Raw genomic sequence first — 13,907 nt, forward strand, 5'->3', positions numbered from 1 at the left:
CCTTAGTCCAGGTGCTTGTGGAAGAAGGCGACCGTCCGGTCCCACGCAAGGTCCGCGGCGACCTTGTTGTAACGTTCCTTCGACGTGTCGTTGTTGAAGGCGTGATCGACCCCCGGGTAGGTGTAGGCGGTGACGTCCTTCTTCGCCGCCTTCAGCGCCGCTGCCCACGGCTCGCCGGTCTGCGCGACGCGTTTGTCGAGCCCGGCATAGTGGAGCATCAGCGGCGCCTTGACCTTCACGGCCTCGGCAGGGTCGGGGGCTGACCCATAGTAACTGACGCCGGCATCAAGCCCTGAACCGGCCGACACGGCAAACCGGTTGACGAACGCACCACCCCAGCAGAAGCCGACGATCCCCAGCTTGCCGTTGACGTGGTCCTGCTTCTTCATCGACGCGCCGAGCTTCGAGGCGGCGGCGTTGGCGGCGGTGAGGTCGAGCTTGCCGATCATCTCGCGCGCCTGGTCCTCGTCGGGGGCGTTCCTCCCACCAGCGACAACATGTCGGGCGCGATGACGAAGAAGCCGGCCAGCGCCAGGCGCCGCGCGACATCCTCGGTATGGGCATTGAGGCCGCGATTTTCATGGATGACCATGACCGCGCCGACCTTCTTGGCGTTCTTCGGCGCGGCGACATAGCCCTTGAGCCCGCTGTCGCCGCCGACCGGGCCGCGGCCGGTGACGAGGCGGGCGTCGGCCGGATCGGTGATCGCTGCTGCCGCAGGGCTGGCCGAAATCGAGGCGATCAGCGCGGTCGCGGCGGCCGCGCTTCCCGCCAGCAGCGTCATCTGCTGCATGAAGACCCGCCGATCCATGCCGTCATGGGTGAAGCGGTCGTAGAGGTCGATGGCCTGCCGGCGTTGGTCGGGTGTCACGCGTCCGCTCCCTGCTTGGCCTGCATCTCGGCGATCAGGCCGTTGTCGATTGCCTTCCCGCGCCCGTACGCCTCACGCGACGACAGTCGCTCGCCATAGGCCTTGAAGCTATCGAGCGCGGGCAAGGTTCCGAATTGCGTGCCCCACATGATCGCGCTTCCTACATAGACGTCGGCAGCCGTGAACCGGTCGCCGGTCACGTAGCTGTGCCCGCGCAGGTGGTGGTCGATGGTGTCGACGGCCAGGTCGTAGCTGCCATAGCCGAACATGCGGCTGCGTTCTTCGCTTGGCTCCCAACCGTTGGCCTTGTTGGTCACCGCTTGCTCCAGCGGGCCAGCGGCGAAGAACAGCCAGCGGTAATAGTCGGCGCGTTCGTCCGCCGTCGGCGCAAGCCCCGCCTGCGGGAAGGCCTCGGCAAGATAGGCGCAGATGGCGGCGCATTCCGTCACCACGCGGCCGTCATGGACGATGGCCGGGACCTTCTTCATCGGATTGATGCGGGCGTAGTCGTCCGCCTTCATCGTCGAGGCATAGTCGAGGACGACGGTTTCGTACGGCTCTCCGACCTCCTCCAGCATCCAGCGGACGATCTGTCCGCGCGACATCGGGTTGGTGTAGAACGTCAGCGCCATCGCCGGTTTCCTTTCGTTCAGCTGGTCTTGGCCTTCGCAGCATTCCAGTCGCGATAGGCGTCGATCGCGTCGTTCTGGCGAAGAACGAAATCGTCGGGGTCGATCGTCACCAGGCTGTCCGCGGCCGGAAGCTGGACCGTCGCCCGGCCCCTGTCCATTGGTACCCGGACCCGCTTGCCATCGACCTCCAGGTCGAGCGGCATGGGGAAGGGGATGCCCTTGGGCGTCTGCCACTGCAGGTGGAGGACGTTGCCCTGCCGATGCTCGACCAGCTTCGGCAACCGCGCGTGGCGCAGGTAAGCGTTGAAGAACCACGTCAGGTTGCGCCCCGACTCCTGGTTGACCAGCGCGACATATTCGTTGGTCGACCCGAAGCGCGGCTGGAAGTTGCCGGGCGCGGGATCGGGCCGCCCGTAGACCAGCCGGCGGGTCGCCCGGAAGAACGGCTCGTCACCGGTCAGCCAGCGCAGCGTGCGCAGGATCCAGGCCCCCTTCGAATAGATGTCGTTGGCCGGGCCGGTCGCGGGGTCGTAGACCTCATGCTCAAGGCGGTGCTTGCCGCTGACGATCGGGAACTTGTTCTGGATGCCCTGGCGGTTCTTGAACAGCCAGTTCTTGGCGGCGAGGTCGCCCACCATCGACTGGAGGTAGAGCGGCTGCATGTAGCTGCCGAACCCTTCGTGCAGCCACATGTCGTCCCAGTCGCGATTGGTCAGCTGGTTGCCGAACCATTCATGCGCGAATTCATGGTTGAACAGCCAGTCGTAGCCTTCAGGCGCCGGCTTGTAGGCATTGCCGTAGGCGTTGATCGTCTGATGCTCCATGCCGAGGTGCGGAGTTTCGACCACGCCCAGCTTTTCGTTGGCGAACGCGTATGGGCCGATCGCGCGCTCGAAGAAGTCGAGCGTGGGCGCGAATTCGGCGAACAGCTTCTTAGCCTTGTCGTCCTCGCCCGGCAGGTACCAATAGTCGATCTCGACCATGTTGCCGAAGCGGCTGCGATGCTGCTGCGTCAATTGCTTGTACGGCCCGATGTTAAGGGAAATGGCGTAGTTGTTCGGCTTAATCGTCCGCCAGTCGTAGGTGCGGCGGCCGTCGCTGTGCTCGCGGACCCCGACCAGCTTGCCGTTGGCGGGGGCGACGAGGCCCTTCGGCACCGTGATGTGCAGGTCGACCTGCCCGATCTCGACCAGGCTGTTGTCGAAGCACGGCCAGAACAGGTCGCATCCTTCGCCCTGGACTGCGGTCGCGATCCACGGCTGCCCGTCCTTCGTCCTGGACCAGACGAAGCCACCGTCCCACGGCGCCTTCTTGGCCACGTGCGGCTTGCCGGCATAATCGACCGTTAGCTGGAGCTTGTCACCGGCCTGCTTGGCCACCGGCAGGTCGACAGTGACGAGGCCGCCCGCGTTGCGCCATTCCCGCGATGACAGCGGCGCGCCGTCGACCGCGAGGGCGCGGATGGGCAAGTTCTCGTCTAGGTCGAACTGGATGCGCTGGATCGGCTGCTTGACGGCGAAGTTGAGCACGGCGTGGCCGTTGATCGACTTGCGATTGGGAAAGACTTCGAACGACAGGTCGGCCTTGGTGAAGTCGACCGATTGCTGCTCGCGGGTCAGCGGCGCTCCGGTGCCTTCCGTCCGCTCGCTCAACCCGCCATGCTTGGCGCCGCGATCCTTGAGGGCATAAAGCCCGCCGCCGATCAGGACGACCGCCGCGACCGGCGCGATCCACGCCCGGCTCATCAGCGGCGCTCCGACGCGGTGGCGTCGCGCGCGGCGCGAAATTCGGCGTCCGCGCTCCAGTTCGGCCACTGCCGACTGTTGGCGAGCGTCGACCCGACGCGGTAGAGCAATGTGCCGTCAGCGATCATTCCGTCGTACCTCCAGTCGGGGTTCCATTCGTCATCGGGCTGGTGGTAGCGATTTGCCTGATATTCCGCGCCCCATTTCTCGCCGGCGGCGATGCCGCCTTCCAGCAGGTTTCGGCCGGACTTGAAGCTGATCGCCGGCACGCCCCGCTTGGCAAAGCTGAAATGGTCGGAACGATAGAAGCCGCCGGACTGAGGATAGGCGTCCGGTGTGAAGGTGCGGCCTTGCCCTGCTCCTTCCGCTACGAGCAGGTCGACCAGTTCAAGTTTGGTCAGGCCGGCCATCGAGAAATCGCGCGCGGCCCCCGCGATCCCCATCGAGTCGGTGTTGAGCACCGCGACCGTCTTCGACAGCGGGTAGAGCGGGTTCGAGGCGTAATATTCGGACCCGAGCAGCCCCTTTTCCTCTGCGCCCACCGCGAGGAATAGAACCGACCGTTGCGGCTTGGGTCCCTTGGCGAAGGCGCGCGCCATTTCGATCATCAGCGACACACCGGTGCTGTTGTCGACCGCGCCGTTGAAGATGCGGTCGCCGTTGGCATCGGGCTCCCCGATGCCGAGATGGTCGTAGTGCGCGGAATAGACGATATTCTCGTCCGGATGTGTCCGGCCGCGGACCCGCGCCGCGATGTTGTAGGTGCGGATCTGCTCTGACTTCGCCGTCAGCGACGCGCTCAGGCTGGATTTCAGCGCAATCGGCTTGAAATCCTTCCGCCGCGCCGCCGCCTTGGCCTCGGCGAAGTTCAAGCCGCTGTCACGAAACAGATGCTCGGCGAGGCCCAGCTGGATCCAGCTTTCGAACGGCACATGGCTCTTGGCGGGTTCGGCGCGGACGATGTCGAACATCGTGTTGGTGTTGCTGTTCTTGACGGTCGCCCAGCCGTAGGATGCCGGTCCGGTTTCGTGGACGACCATCACCCCCGCCGCACCGCGGCGCGCCGCCTCCTCGTACTTGTAGGTCCAACGGCCGTAGTAGGTCATCGCCTTGCCGCCGAAGTCCCCGCCGGCACCGTCGGGCAGCGTGCCTTCGAAATCGGGATCGTTGACCAGGACGACCAAGATCTTGCCCTTGACGTCGACGCCCTTGAAATCGTCCCAGCCGCGCTCCGGCGCCGAAACGCCGTAACCGACGAACAGCAGCGGGCGGCGTCCAGCTTGACCGCGCTGGCACCATTCATCGGCGCCCGGACCGCGATTTCCTCGCCCTGCGCCAGGCTGATCGGTCGGCCGGCCGCCAGCGAGATCGAGACCTTCGGCTGGCCGACGATGTCCGCTTTCAAAAGCGGCACGGCCTGGGTCCATTGGCGCCGGCCCTGGTCGAAGTCGCCGGCCGGCTCAAGCCCGGCCGCGCGAAGCTGGCCGACGATATAGTCGATCGCCTTCTTTTCGCCCGGGGTCGCGGGTCCGCGACCTTCGAAGGCGTCGCTCGACAGCGTCTTGATATGGCTTTCAAGCCGTTTGCCGTCGAAGCTCGGCGCGGCGGATTGGGCGGAAGCGATGCCGGCCGCGCCAACGAAAAGGGCGGCGATCAGCGGACGCAAAAGACGCAAGGCGGTTCTCCGAAAAGCAAACGAAAAAGGGCGGGACTCGCAAACGCTGTCCCGCCCTTCCTCGATCGTCAAGCGCCTGTCGGCAGACGGCGGTCTACTCGACCGGCTTGTCCGCCTTCGGTTTCTTTGCGGCCTTCTTCGGGGCCGCCGCGGCAGGCGCCGAACCCTTGCCGCGCGCCGCCTTGGGAGGCGAGGGCACGACTTCGAACGCCGGCTGGTTGTCCTTGATGCGGACCTTGACCTCGCCGCCGTCGACCAGCTTGCCGAACAGCAGTTCCTCGGCCAGCGGCTGCTTGATCTTTTCCTGAACCAGCCGCGCCATCGGCCGCGCACCGTAGAGCTTGTCGTAGCCCTTGGCCGTCAGCCATTCGCGCGCCTCGTCGTCCAGTTCGATATGCACGCCGCGGTCGGCAAGCTGCATTTCGAGTTGCAGGATGAACTTGTCGACCACGCGGGCGACGACGGCCGGCGGCAGGTAGCCGAACGGCACCACCGCATCCAGGCGGTTGCGGAATTCCGGCGTGAACATCTTCTTTACCGCGTCTTCCTGCATGTCCTCGCGGCTCATCGCGCCAAAGCCGATGCTTTCCCGCGCCATGTCGGCGGCGCCGGCATTGGTCGTCATGATCAGGATGGTGTTGCGGAAATCGACGGTCTTGCCGTGGTGATCGGTCAGCTTGCCGTTGTCCATCACCTGCAACAGGATGTTGAACAGGTCCGGATGGGCCTTCTCGATTTCGTCGAGCAGCAGGACGGAATGCGGCTGCTGATCGACCGCATCGGTCAGCAGGCCACCTTGGTCGTAACCGACATAGCCCGGCGGCGCGCCGATCAGACGGCTGACCGAGTGCCGTTCCATATATTCCGACATGTCGAACCGCTGCAGCGGGATGCCGAGGATCGACGCCAGCTGGCGTGCCACCTCGGTCTTGCCGACGCCGGTCGGACCCGAGAACAGGTAATTGCCGATCGGCTTGTCGGGATCGCGAAGGCCGGCCCGGCTGAGCTTGATCGCCGAGGCGAGTTTTTCGATCGCCAGGTCCTGGCCGAACACGACCCGCTTCAGGTCTGCCTCGAGATGCTCGAGCACGCGCTTGTCGTCGCTCGACACCGACTTCGGCGGGATTCGTGCCATGGTCGCAACCACCGCCTCGATTTCCTTGGTCGTGATTGTCTTCTTGCGGCGTGACGGCGGCACCAGCATCTGCATCGCGCCGACCTCGTCGATCACGTCGATCGCCTTGTCCGGCAGCTTGCGGTCGTGGATGTAGCGTGCCGACAGCTCGACCGCCGACTTGATCGCGTCAGTTGTGTAGCGGACACCGTGGTGCTGCTCGAACGAGCTGCGCAGCCCGGCGATGATCTTGATCGTGTCCTCGACCGTCGGTTCGTTGACGTCGATCTTCTGGAACCGGCGCAGCAACGCTCGGTCCTTTTCGAAGTGGTTGCGGAATTCCTTGTAGGTGGTCGACCCGATGCAGCGGATCGCACCCGAGGAGAGCGCGGGTTTGAGCAGGTTCGACGCGTCCATCGCCCCGCCGCTGGTCGCGCCCGCGCCGATGACGGTGTGAATTTCGTCGATAAACAGGATGGCGTGCGGCAGCTTCTCGAGCTCCGACACCACCGACTTCAGCCGCTCCTCGAAATCGCCGCGATAACGGGTGCCGGCGAGCAGCGCGCCCATATCGAGCGAATAGATGATCGCTTCCTTGAGGACGTCGGGGACGTCGCCTTCGACGATCTTGCGGGCAAGACCTTCCGCGATCGCGGTCTTCCCGACGCCGGGATCGCCGACGTATAGCGGGTTGTTCTTCGACCGGCGACACAGGATCTGCACGGTGCGGTCAACCTCCGGCATGCGGCCGATCAGCGGGTCGACCTTGCCGCCCTTGGCCTTGTCGTTGAGGTTAACCGTGAACTGCTGGAGCGCGCTCTCCTTCTTGTCGCCGCTCTTGGCTTCTTGCTTTTCCTCGGTGCCTTGCGGCGGCTGAGCCTCCGTGGACGCTTCTCCCTTGCCGACGCCGTGGCTGATGAACGTTACCGCATCGAGGCGGCTCATGTCCTGCTGCTGCAGGAAATAGACGGCGTAGCTCTCGCGTTCCGAGAACAGGGCGACAAGAACGTTGGCGCCGGTCACCTCGTCGCGCCCCGACGACTGGACGTGCAGGATCGCACGCTGGACCACGCGCTGGAAGCCGCTGGTCGGGGTCGGGTCGGTCGCGCTGTCGGCGACCAGCGCGGTCAGTTCATTGTCGAGGTAGTGCTTCACCGTCGACTTCAATTCGTCGCGGTTGACGCCGCACGAGGTCATTACCTGGCTGGCGTGGGCATCGTCGACCAGCGCCATCAGAAGATGTTCGAGCGTGGCATATTCGTGGCGGCGGCGTGACGCCTCGCCAAGCGCATTGTGTAGAGTCTGTTCGAGGTCCCGTGCGAAACTGGGCATTTAGGTCTCCTTGACCCTCAATGTCGTAGTGTCGGAAGCGCCGATCAAGGGCGCGGCGGCGCGAAAAGCTGGCGGTCTATCGCTTGAACAGGGCATCGGCGGCACTGCGATGCTGCTCGGTCGCCGCGATATGCGCTTCGACCCGGGCGATCTCACCCTTCAGGATCTCGATTCGTTCGTGGAGCTCGGCGATCGAAATCGGACCGAGGTCCTGCTTGACCAGCAGGGTCAGCGGGTCGCTCGGGCGGCTGGAGAAAAAGTCGTCGTCGTCCATCGCCCATGCAGCGTTGACCCTGCGCGTGGCCAAGTCAATAAGCTTGCCGCCGGTGGGGAGAGGGTGGCAGTCATGAGTGTGGTGATCCCGGACGTCATGCGTGCGGTGGAGGTGGATCCCGCCAATGGCGGCCAGTTGCGGCTGACGTCCCGGCCGACCCCGCGTCCCGGCCCCGACGAGGTGCTGATCAAGGTTGCGGCCGCCGGCGTGAACCGGCCCGACGTCCTGCAGCGCAAGGGGCTCTATCCGCCTCCGCCCGGCGCGAGTGACATCCCGGGCCTCGAGATCGCCGGCACCGTGGTGGCGGCCGGCGAAGGGGCGGCAGTCCTGCCCGGAGCGAAGGTCTGTGCACTGGTCGCGGGCGGCGGCTATGCCGATTATTGCTTGGCCCCGGTCGGAACCTGCCTGCCCGCACCCGAGGTGCTGCCGATCACCGAGGCGGCGGCGCTTCCCGAAACGCTGTTTACGGTATGGGTGAACCTGTTCGAACGTGGCTTCGCCGCCGACGGCGACACCGTGCTGGTCCATGGCGGGACCAGCGGGATTGGCACCATGGCGATCCGCCTCGGCACGCTGTTCGGCCTGGACGTCATCGTCACCTGCGGCAGCGAGGAAAAACGCCGCGCGGCGCTCGACCTGGGCGCGACCGAGGCGATCAATTACCGGACCACCGATTTCGTGGAGGTGGTGAAGCGAGTGACCGGGGGCCTCGGGGTATCGGTCGTGCTCGACATGGTCGGCGGTGATTACGTCGCCCGCAACCTTCAGTGCCTCGCCGATGATGGCCGCCACGTCTCCATCGCCTTCCAGCATGGAGCGAGGGCGGAAATCGACATCCCCGACATCATGCGCCGCCGCTTGACCCTCACCGGCTCGACGCTGCGCGCCCGCGACGTTTCGTTCAAAACGATGGTCGCGGACGAGATCGCACGTACCGTCTGGCCCTACGTCGAGGGAAACCGGCTGCGCCCCGTCATGGACCAGACGTTTCCATTGGCGGATGCCGCGGCCGCCCATGCGCGAATGGAGGCGGGCGACCATGTCGGCAAGATCGTGCTGGTCATGGACTGATAATCCGTCCCGCCGCCCTGTCCGGCGGTAACGACTCAATCCTTGCCCTTGCTGCCTGTGGGGAGTAATCGCGCCTTAACGCTGGCCGCTCCGTGAAGGGGCGGCCACATCTGTTTTTGGAGACGACGATGGCCCAGCCCCTCATGCCGCACGCGACCGCCGCCTGGCTGGTCGACAATACCGCCCTCAGCTTCTCGCAGATCGCCGAATTCTGCGGGCTCCACATCCTGGAAGTACAGGCGATCGCCGACGATACCGCCGCGACCAAGCTGACCGGCCGCGACCCGGTCCGCGCCGGCGAGCTGACCCACGAGGAAATCGAAAAGGGCCAGGCCGACAGCGACTATGTGCTAAAGATGCACAAGGAGCCGGACCCCGTGCGCCGCACCAAGGGCCCGCGCTACACGCCGGTGTCGAAGCGGCAGGACAAGCCGGATGGCATCGCCTGGATCATTCGCAATCATCCGGAAGTCACCGACGGCCAGATTTCCAAGCTGATCGGCACCACCCGCACGACCATCGCGTCGATCCGCGACCGGTCGCACTGGAACATGGCCAACATCCAGCCCAAGGACCCGGTGACGCTGGGCCTGACCTCGCAGCGCGAACTCGACGCGGCGGTGGCCAAGGCGCAGAAGGCGGCGGGCATGGAGGCCCAGGTCGACACGCGCCTCGACAGCGACCGCGCCAGCCTGATCGAGCAGCTTCGCGCCGAGCGAGAGCAACACGCCCGTGATGTCGAGGCGGCGATGGCCGATGCTGACGGGGTCGATACCTCGGACGAGATCGTCCCGGGCATCAAGGATCCGTTCAAGCATTGATTCACCACGGCGCGCGGGCCAAAGATTGACCGATGGAGCAAAGTGACATCGACGGCCTGACGTTCGAGGCGGCGCTGGCCGAGCTTGAACAGATCGTCCGCGCGCTGGAGCAGGGTGCCGAGCCGCTCGACAAATCGATCGAGATGTATCAGCGCGGCGACCGGCTGAAACGCCATTGCGAGGCGCGCTTGAAGGCCGCGCAGGCTAAGATCGAAAAGATTACGCTGGGCGCGGACGGCGCTCCGTCGGGTACGGCGCCGTTCGATGCTGGCTGAGCCGTTGGCAAGCATCGACTTAGCGGAGGAATCCCGCCGCGTCGGCGCGGGAGTCGACGCGATCTTCCTGTCCTACCTTCGCCCTCCCGGCGATGGGCGCGACCGCCTTTTCGAGGCAATGCGCCATGCCGCGATCGGCGGCGGCAAGCGGCTTCGGCCTCTGCTGACCGTCGCTGCAAGCCGGCTGTTCAAGATCGATCAGGACCGCGCGCTGCGCGTCGGCTCTGCGATCGAGGCGATCCATGTCTATTCGCTGATCCATGACGACCTGCCGTGCATGGACGACGATGACCTCCGTCGCGGGAAGCCGACCGTCCACAAGGCGTTTGACGAAGCCACCGCGGTGCTGGCGGGCGATTGCTTTCATGATCTCGCTTTCGAAATCCTGGCTGACGAGCGGACCCACGAAGATCCTTTCGTCAGGTCGGAACTTGTATTGGAACTCGCCCGCGCGTCCGGCCTTGGCGGCATGGGCGGCGGTCAGATGCTCGACCTTGCCGCCGAAGGGCAGTCGCTCGACATCGGTGCGATCACCCGGCTCCAGCAGCTGAAGACCGGCGCGCTCATTGAATATGCGATCGAGGCGGCGTGCATCATGGCGCGAATCCCGGCGTCCGGCAGGACATCGTATCGCGGCTATGCCCACGACCTCGGACTCGCCTTCCAGATCTGCGACGACCTGATGGACGAAGACGGGGATGAGGAGGCCGCGGGCAAGCGGCTCCACAAGGACGCCGCCGCCGGCAAGGCGACTTTCGTCTCGCTGCTCGGCAAGGATCGTGCCCGCCAACAGGCGTCGATGCTGGTCGACCAGGCAATCGCCCACCTGCAGGAACATGGCGGAGAGGCCGACTTTCTTCGCGCCATCGCGAATTACGTGACGGAAAGGGACCGCTGATGGCCGCCCGCATCCGCATCGGCGTTTATCCCGGTACGTTCGATCCGATGACCCTCGGCCACATCGACATCGTCCGGCGCGGCGTCCACCTCGTCGACCGCCTGGTTATCGGCGTCACGACCAACCCGTCGAAAGAGCCGATGTTCACCGTCGCCGAGCGAATGGACATGGTCCGACGCGAGGTCGCCGACCTGCCGAACGTGAGCGTTGTCGAATTCGACAGCCTGCTGATGGATTTTGCGGAGCGGGAAGGGGCCAGCCTCATCCTGCGCGGCCTGCGCGCGGTCGCGGACTTCGAATATGAATATCAGATGGCGGGCATGAACCAGCAACTCAACGACCGCATCGAAACGGTCTTCCTGATGGCCGACGTCTCGCTGCAGCCGATTGCGTCAAGGCTGGTGAAAGAAATCGCCCGCTATGGCGGCGCGATCGACAAGTTCGTGACCGCGGCGGTTGCCGCCGATGTGGCGCGGAAGCTTGGCAAGTAAACCCTGGATCGCGCGGAAGCGCGGCGGAGACGTGGTGATGATGAAGAAGTTGATCGGCCTGTCGATGATGGCGGTGGCGCTGGTTGCGGCCAAGCCGGCGCCGGAAGTGAAGCCGAAGGTATCGGTCGTTGCGCCGGCCGCGATCGCCGCCGATCCGGCCAACCGCTGGATCCTGGAATTATCCACTGGCGGCCGCGTGGTCGTGCAGCTTCGACCCGACGTCGCCCCCAATTCGGTTCGTCGGATCCAGGAACTGACCTCGCAGGGGTTCTACAACGGCCTGAAGTTTCACCGCGTGATCCCCGGCTTCATGGCGCAGAGCGGCGATCCGCAAGGGACGGGACAGGGCGGCTCGACTCTTCCCGACCTCAAGGCCGAATTCAACGACTTCCCGCACGTCCGCGGCGTCGTCGCCATGGCCCGGTCGGAGGCGGTGGATAGCGCGAACAGCCAGTTCTACATCATGTTCTCGCCGAACTTCGGCCTGGACCACCGCTACACCGCGATCGGTCGGGTGATCGAGGGGATGGCCGCCGCCGACGCCATCGCGCCGGGCGAGCCGCCGGAAGTGCCGACCACCATCGTCCGCGCTTCGCTGGGCGGTCCGCTCGCCGGCGCCCCCGCCGTCGCGGCACCGGCCTCGGCGCCCGCACCCGCACAGGCGACGCCCGCCGGCTGATGCGCGTCGACGAGTTCGATTTCGACCTTCCCAACGACCGGATAGCGCTACGGCCCGCGCGGCCGCGTGACTCGGCGCGCCTGCTGCTGGTCGACGGGGAGCGGATGAGCGACCGTGGCGTGCTCGACCTGCCGGACATCCTGCGGCCCGGCGACGTCCTATTGTTCAACGATACCCGGGTCATTCCCGCGCAACTGGAGGGCAAGCGGGGCGAGGCGGGCATTGGAGCGACCCTCCACAAGCGGGAATCGCTGCGGGAATGGTGGGCGTTCGTTCGCAACGCCAAGCGAGTGCGCGACGGCGATGTCATCGACTTCGGCCAGGGCGTCCATGCCACCGCGGTTCAGCGCGACGAGGCCGGCGCGATCCTGCTTGCCTTCCACGGCGCCGAGCCTGTCGAGACCTTGCTCGAGAAGGCCGGGCAGATGCCGCTTCCGCCCTACATCGCGTCCAAGCGCGGAACCGACGATGCCGACCGCGACGATTACCAGACCATGTTCGCTCGAGAGGCAGGGGCGGTCGCCGCGCCGACCGCGGCGCTCCACTTCACCGACCGGCTGATCGCGGCGCTCGACGCTCGGGGCGTCAAGCGAGAAACGCTGACGCTGCACGTGGGTGCCGGGACGTTCTTGCCGGTGAAGGTAGACGATACCGCCGACCACCGCATGCACGCCGAGTGGGGACGGATCGACCAGGCAACGGCGGAGCGGCTCAACGCCGCGCGCGCTTCGGGCGGTCGCCTGATCGCCGTCGGAACGACCTCGCTCCGGCTTCTCGAAAGTGCAGCGCGGGAGGATGGCACGATTGCGCCCTTCGAGGGCGATACCGCGATCTTCATCACGCCCGGCTACCGGTTCAAGGCGGTGGACGGGCTGATGACCAACTTCCACCTGCCGAAGTCGACCCTGTTCATGCTGGTATCAGCACTGATGGGGCTGGACGTGATGAAGGCGGCCTACGCCCACGCCATTGCGAACGACTATCGCTTCTACAGCTACGGCGATTCCTCGCTGCTGCTACCGGAGCGCGGCTAGCCCTTCCGGCCCTCGCGAACCTCGAGCCAGTGCGACAGGTCACGTTCGATCAGTCTGCCTAACGTCGCGACTTCGCCGGTCAGCTGCTCCCGGATTTGCATCTGGACATCGATCGGGATGACCTGTTTTTCCAGCGGCACCTTGTTCCAGCGAAGGATGCGCTTGCGGATCGAGAAGATTTTCTCGGTGACCGCGTCGTCGCCTGACTTGCCGTCGAGTGCCATCTCGCGTTGCCGGAATTTCTTCCCGGCAAGATAGTTGCGGGCAAAGGCCGGCGGGCGCTTGAGCAAGCGCTGTAACCAGCCGAAGCGGAACCCCTGGCTTTCGCGTTTCGGCGAAAAATCGGTGTCGGCGAACGGCTCCAGCCCCAGAAAGCCCGTCATCCGCTGGTAATGCGCCTGCGGATCGGCGGCGAGGTCGTCGAACACCGATACCCAGCAGCGGTCGCGCCCGAACATATCGACGAACTGGCCGACGTAGGTGCCGAACTTGCCCCCCTCGTCATAGCGCAGCCAGCGCGGTTCGAGCGTCGAGCGCGGGATACGCCGGCCGGCAGCGCGGTCGGGAATGGCGGCCCAGGCATCCTCGAACCGCTCGATCGTCTCGTCGCCCGTGACCTTCAGCCGGGCATGGAGCGAGGGCAGCATCTGCATCGGGTCGCGAACCGCGATGATGAATTTCGCGTTGGGCCACAGCTTCAGCGCGGGCAGCAGCATTTCAGGCGCGTAGAGATAGCTGACCGAGCCATCGACCCCGGTGTCGCGTTCCGGCCCGCAACCGGCATAGAACCGGTCGAGGTATTCGCGTTCGACAAAGGGGCGCAACTCCGCATCGTCCATCCCGCGCATGTCGTGCTGCAGGAAGGTGTGCGGCTCCTTCACGAAGGGAAAACAGACGCGGGGATGCTGCTTCAGCCAATCGGCCAGCGTCGTCGTTCCGCACCGCGGCGCGCCGACGATGAACACAAAGTTGGGGAGGTCGCTGATTTTCACGGT

At 65.5% G+C, this 13,907-nt stretch carries 16 protein-coding genes; 7 read left to right on the forward strand and 9 right to left on the reverse strand.

Annotation, left to right across the window (positions count from 1 at the left end; genetic code table 11):
* Nucleotides 1-2: 2 nt before the first annotated feature.
* The 8 genes from H9L12_RS02720 to H9L12_RS02745 all read right to left on the reverse strand — a co-directional run bounded on the left by H9L12_RS02720 (nt 3) and on the right by H9L12_RS02745 (nt 7,643).
* Entirely contained in the window at nt 3-449 is a 447-nt protein-coding gene (locus H9L12_RS02720; RefSeq protein ID WP_281399796.1) for a dienelactone hydrolase family protein, read from the reverse strand.
* On the reverse strand, nt 446-871 hold the full coding sequence (locus tag H9L12_RS13875; RefSeq protein WP_281399797.1) for a dienelactone hydrolase family protein: 426 nt from the start codon (nt 869-871) through the stop codon (nt 446-448). Before H9L12_RS13875 ends, H9L12_RS02720 begins: the two co-directional genes overlap by 4 nt.
* Nucleotides 868-1,503 carry a glutathione S-transferase family protein gene (locus tag H9L12_RS02725; protein ID WP_187542518.1) on the reverse strand — a complete coding sequence of 212 codons (636 nt, stop codon included), beginning with the start codon at nt 1,501-1,503 and terminating at the stop codon, nt 868-870. Before H9L12_RS02725 ends, H9L12_RS13875 begins: the two co-directional genes overlap by 4 nt.
* Nucleotides 1,504-1,520: 17 nt before the next feature.
* Nucleotides 1,521-3,248, reverse strand: a complete 1,728-nt coding sequence (locus tag H9L12_RS02730; protein WP_187542519.1) for a M1 family metallopeptidase — start codon at nt 3,246-3,248, stop codon at nt 1,521-1,523.
* The gene (locus H9L12_RS02735; protein ID WP_343060460.1) at nt 3,248-4,432 is read right to left on the reverse strand and encodes a M28 family peptidase; all 1,185 of its coding nucleotides are present in this window, start codon (nt 4,430-4,432) and stop codon (nt 3,248-3,250) included. Before H9L12_RS02735 ends, H9L12_RS02730 begins: the two co-directional genes overlap by 1 nt.
* Complete coding sequence (locus H9L12_RS14050; RefSeq protein ID WP_343060461.1) at nt 4,351-4,923, reverse strand: hypothetical protein; 573 nt, start codon at nt 4,921-4,923, stop codon at nt 4,351-4,353. The genes H9L12_RS02735 and H9L12_RS14050 overlap by 82 nt, the downstream gene beginning before the upstream one ends.
* A 94-nt stretch (nt 4,924-5,017) precedes the next feature.
* Nucleotides 5,018-7,369, reverse strand: coding sequence for an ATP-dependent Clp protease ATP-binding subunit ClpA (gene clpA / locus H9L12_RS02740; protein ID WP_187542520.1), 2,352 nt, complete (start codon nt 7,367-7,369; stop codon nt 5,018-5,020).
* Nucleotides 7,370-7,445: 76 nt separating this feature from the next.
* Nucleotides 7,446-7,643, reverse strand: a complete 198-nt coding sequence (locus H9L12_RS02745) for a DUF1192 domain-containing protein (RefSeq protein WP_187542521.1) — start codon at nt 7,641-7,643, stop codon at nt 7,446-7,448.
* Nucleotides 7,644-7,739: 96 nt separating this feature from the next.
* Between H9L12_RS02745 and H9L12_RS02750 the strand changes: the two genes are divergently transcribed.
* From H9L12_RS02750 to queA, 7 genes are all read left to right on the forward strand, one after another.
* On the forward strand, nt 7,740-8,714 hold the full coding sequence (locus tag H9L12_RS02750) for an NAD(P)H-quinone oxidoreductase (RefSeq protein ID WP_187543127.1): 975 nt from the start codon (nt 7,740-7,742) through the stop codon (nt 8,712-8,714).
* 128 nt (nt 8,715-8,842) lie between these two features.
* Nucleotides 8,843-9,535 carry a DUF1013 domain-containing protein gene (locus tag H9L12_RS02755; protein WP_187542522.1) on the forward strand — a complete coding sequence of 231 codons (693 nt, stop codon included), beginning with the start codon at nt 8,843-8,845 and terminating at the stop codon, nt 9,533-9,535.
* Between the two features lie 32 nt (nt 9,536-9,567).
* Nucleotides 9,568-9,810, forward strand: coding sequence for an exodeoxyribonuclease VII small subunit (locus tag H9L12_RS02760; RefSeq protein WP_187542523.1), 243 nt, complete (start codon nt 9,568-9,570; stop codon nt 9,808-9,810).
* Complete coding sequence (locus H9L12_RS02765; RefSeq protein WP_187542524.1) at nt 9,800-10,708, forward strand: polyprenyl synthetase family protein; 909 nt, start codon at nt 9,800-9,802, stop codon at nt 10,706-10,708. The genes H9L12_RS02760 and H9L12_RS02765 overlap by 11 nt, the downstream gene beginning before the upstream one ends.
* A gap of 11 nt (nt 10,709-10,719) precedes the next feature.
* A complete protein-coding gene (gene coaD / locus H9L12_RS02770; protein ID WP_187543128.1) occupies nt 10,720-11,199 on the forward strand; it encodes a pantetheine-phosphate adenylyltransferase in 480 nt (159 codons plus the stop codon).
* A 64-nt stretch (nt 11,200-11,263) separates the two neighbouring features.
* A complete protein-coding gene (locus H9L12_RS02775) occupies nt 11,264-11,878 on the forward strand; it encodes a peptidylprolyl isomerase (RefSeq protein ID WP_425506810.1) in 615 nt (204 codons plus the stop codon).
* A complete protein-coding gene (queA, locus tag H9L12_RS02780) occupies nt 11,878-12,912 on the forward strand; it encodes a tRNA preQ1(34) S-adenosylmethionine ribosyltransferase-isomerase QueA (protein ID WP_187542525.1) in 1,035 nt (344 codons plus the stop codon). Before H9L12_RS02775 ends, queA begins: the two co-directional genes overlap by 1 nt.
* Here the strand turns inward: queA and H9L12_RS02785 are convergent.
* Nucleotides 12,909-13,904 (reverse strand): sulfotransferase family protein, encoded by a 996-nt coding sequence (locus tag H9L12_RS02785; RefSeq protein ID WP_187542526.1) that lies wholly within the window; start codon nt 13,902-13,904, stop codon nt 12,909-12,911. The genes queA and H9L12_RS02785 overlap by 4 nt on opposite strands.
* Nucleotides 13,905-13,907: the final 3 nt, after the last annotated feature.

This window comes from Sphingomonas rhizophila, from assembly GCF_014396585.1.
Taxonomy (GTDB): domain Bacteria; phylum Pseudomonadota; class Alphaproteobacteria; order Sphingomonadales; family Sphingomonadaceae; genus Sphingomicrobium; species Sphingomicrobium rhizophilum.

What these genes read in the sequence shown, in the direction of transcription:
- H9L12_RS02720 (WP_281399796.1), bottom strand. Translation starts at nt 449, where the DNA reads ATGATCGGCAAGCTCGACCTCACCGCCGCCAACGCCGCCGCCTCGAAG.
- H9L12_RS02725 (WP_187542518.1), bottom strand. Translation starts at nt 1,503, where the DNA reads ATGGCGCTGACGTTCTACACCAACCCGATGTCGCGCGGACAGATCGTC.
- H9L12_RS02730 (WP_187542519.1), bottom strand. Translation starts at nt 3,248, where the DNA reads ATGAGCCGGGCGTGGATCGCGCCGGTCGCGGCGGTCGTCCTGATCGGC.
- clpA (WP_187542520.1), bottom strand. Translation starts at nt 7,369, where the DNA reads ATGCCCAGTTTCGCACGGGACCTCGAACAGACTCTACACAATGCGCTT.
- H9L12_RS02745 (WP_187542521.1), bottom strand. Translation starts at nt 7,643, where the DNA reads ATGGACGACGACGACTTTTTCTCCAGCCGCCCGAGCGACCCGCTGACC.
- H9L12_RS02750 (WP_187543127.1), top strand. Translation starts at nt 7,740, where the DNA reads ATGCGTGCGGTGGAGGTGGATCCCGCCAATGGCGGCCAGTTGCGGCTG.
- H9L12_RS02755 (WP_187542522.1), top strand. Translation starts at nt 8,843, where the DNA reads ATGGCCCAGCCCCTCATGCCGCACGCGACCGCCGCCTGGCTGGTCGAC.
- H9L12_RS02760 (WP_187542523.1), top strand. Translation starts at nt 9,568, where the DNA reads ATGGAGCAAAGTGACATCGACGGCCTGACGTTCGAGGCGGCGCTGGCC.
- H9L12_RS02765 (WP_187542524.1), top strand. Translation starts at nt 9,800, where the DNA reads ATGCTGGCTGAGCCGTTGGCAAGCATCGACTTAGCGGAGGAATCCCGC.
- H9L12_RS02775 (WP_425506810.1), top strand. Translation starts at nt 11,264, where the DNA reads ATGATGGCGGTGGCGCTGGTTGCGGCCAAGCCGGCGCCGGAAGTGAAG.
- queA (WP_187542525.1), top strand. Translation starts at nt 11,878, where the DNA reads ATGCGCGTCGACGAGTTCGATTTCGACCTTCCCAACGACCGGATAGCG.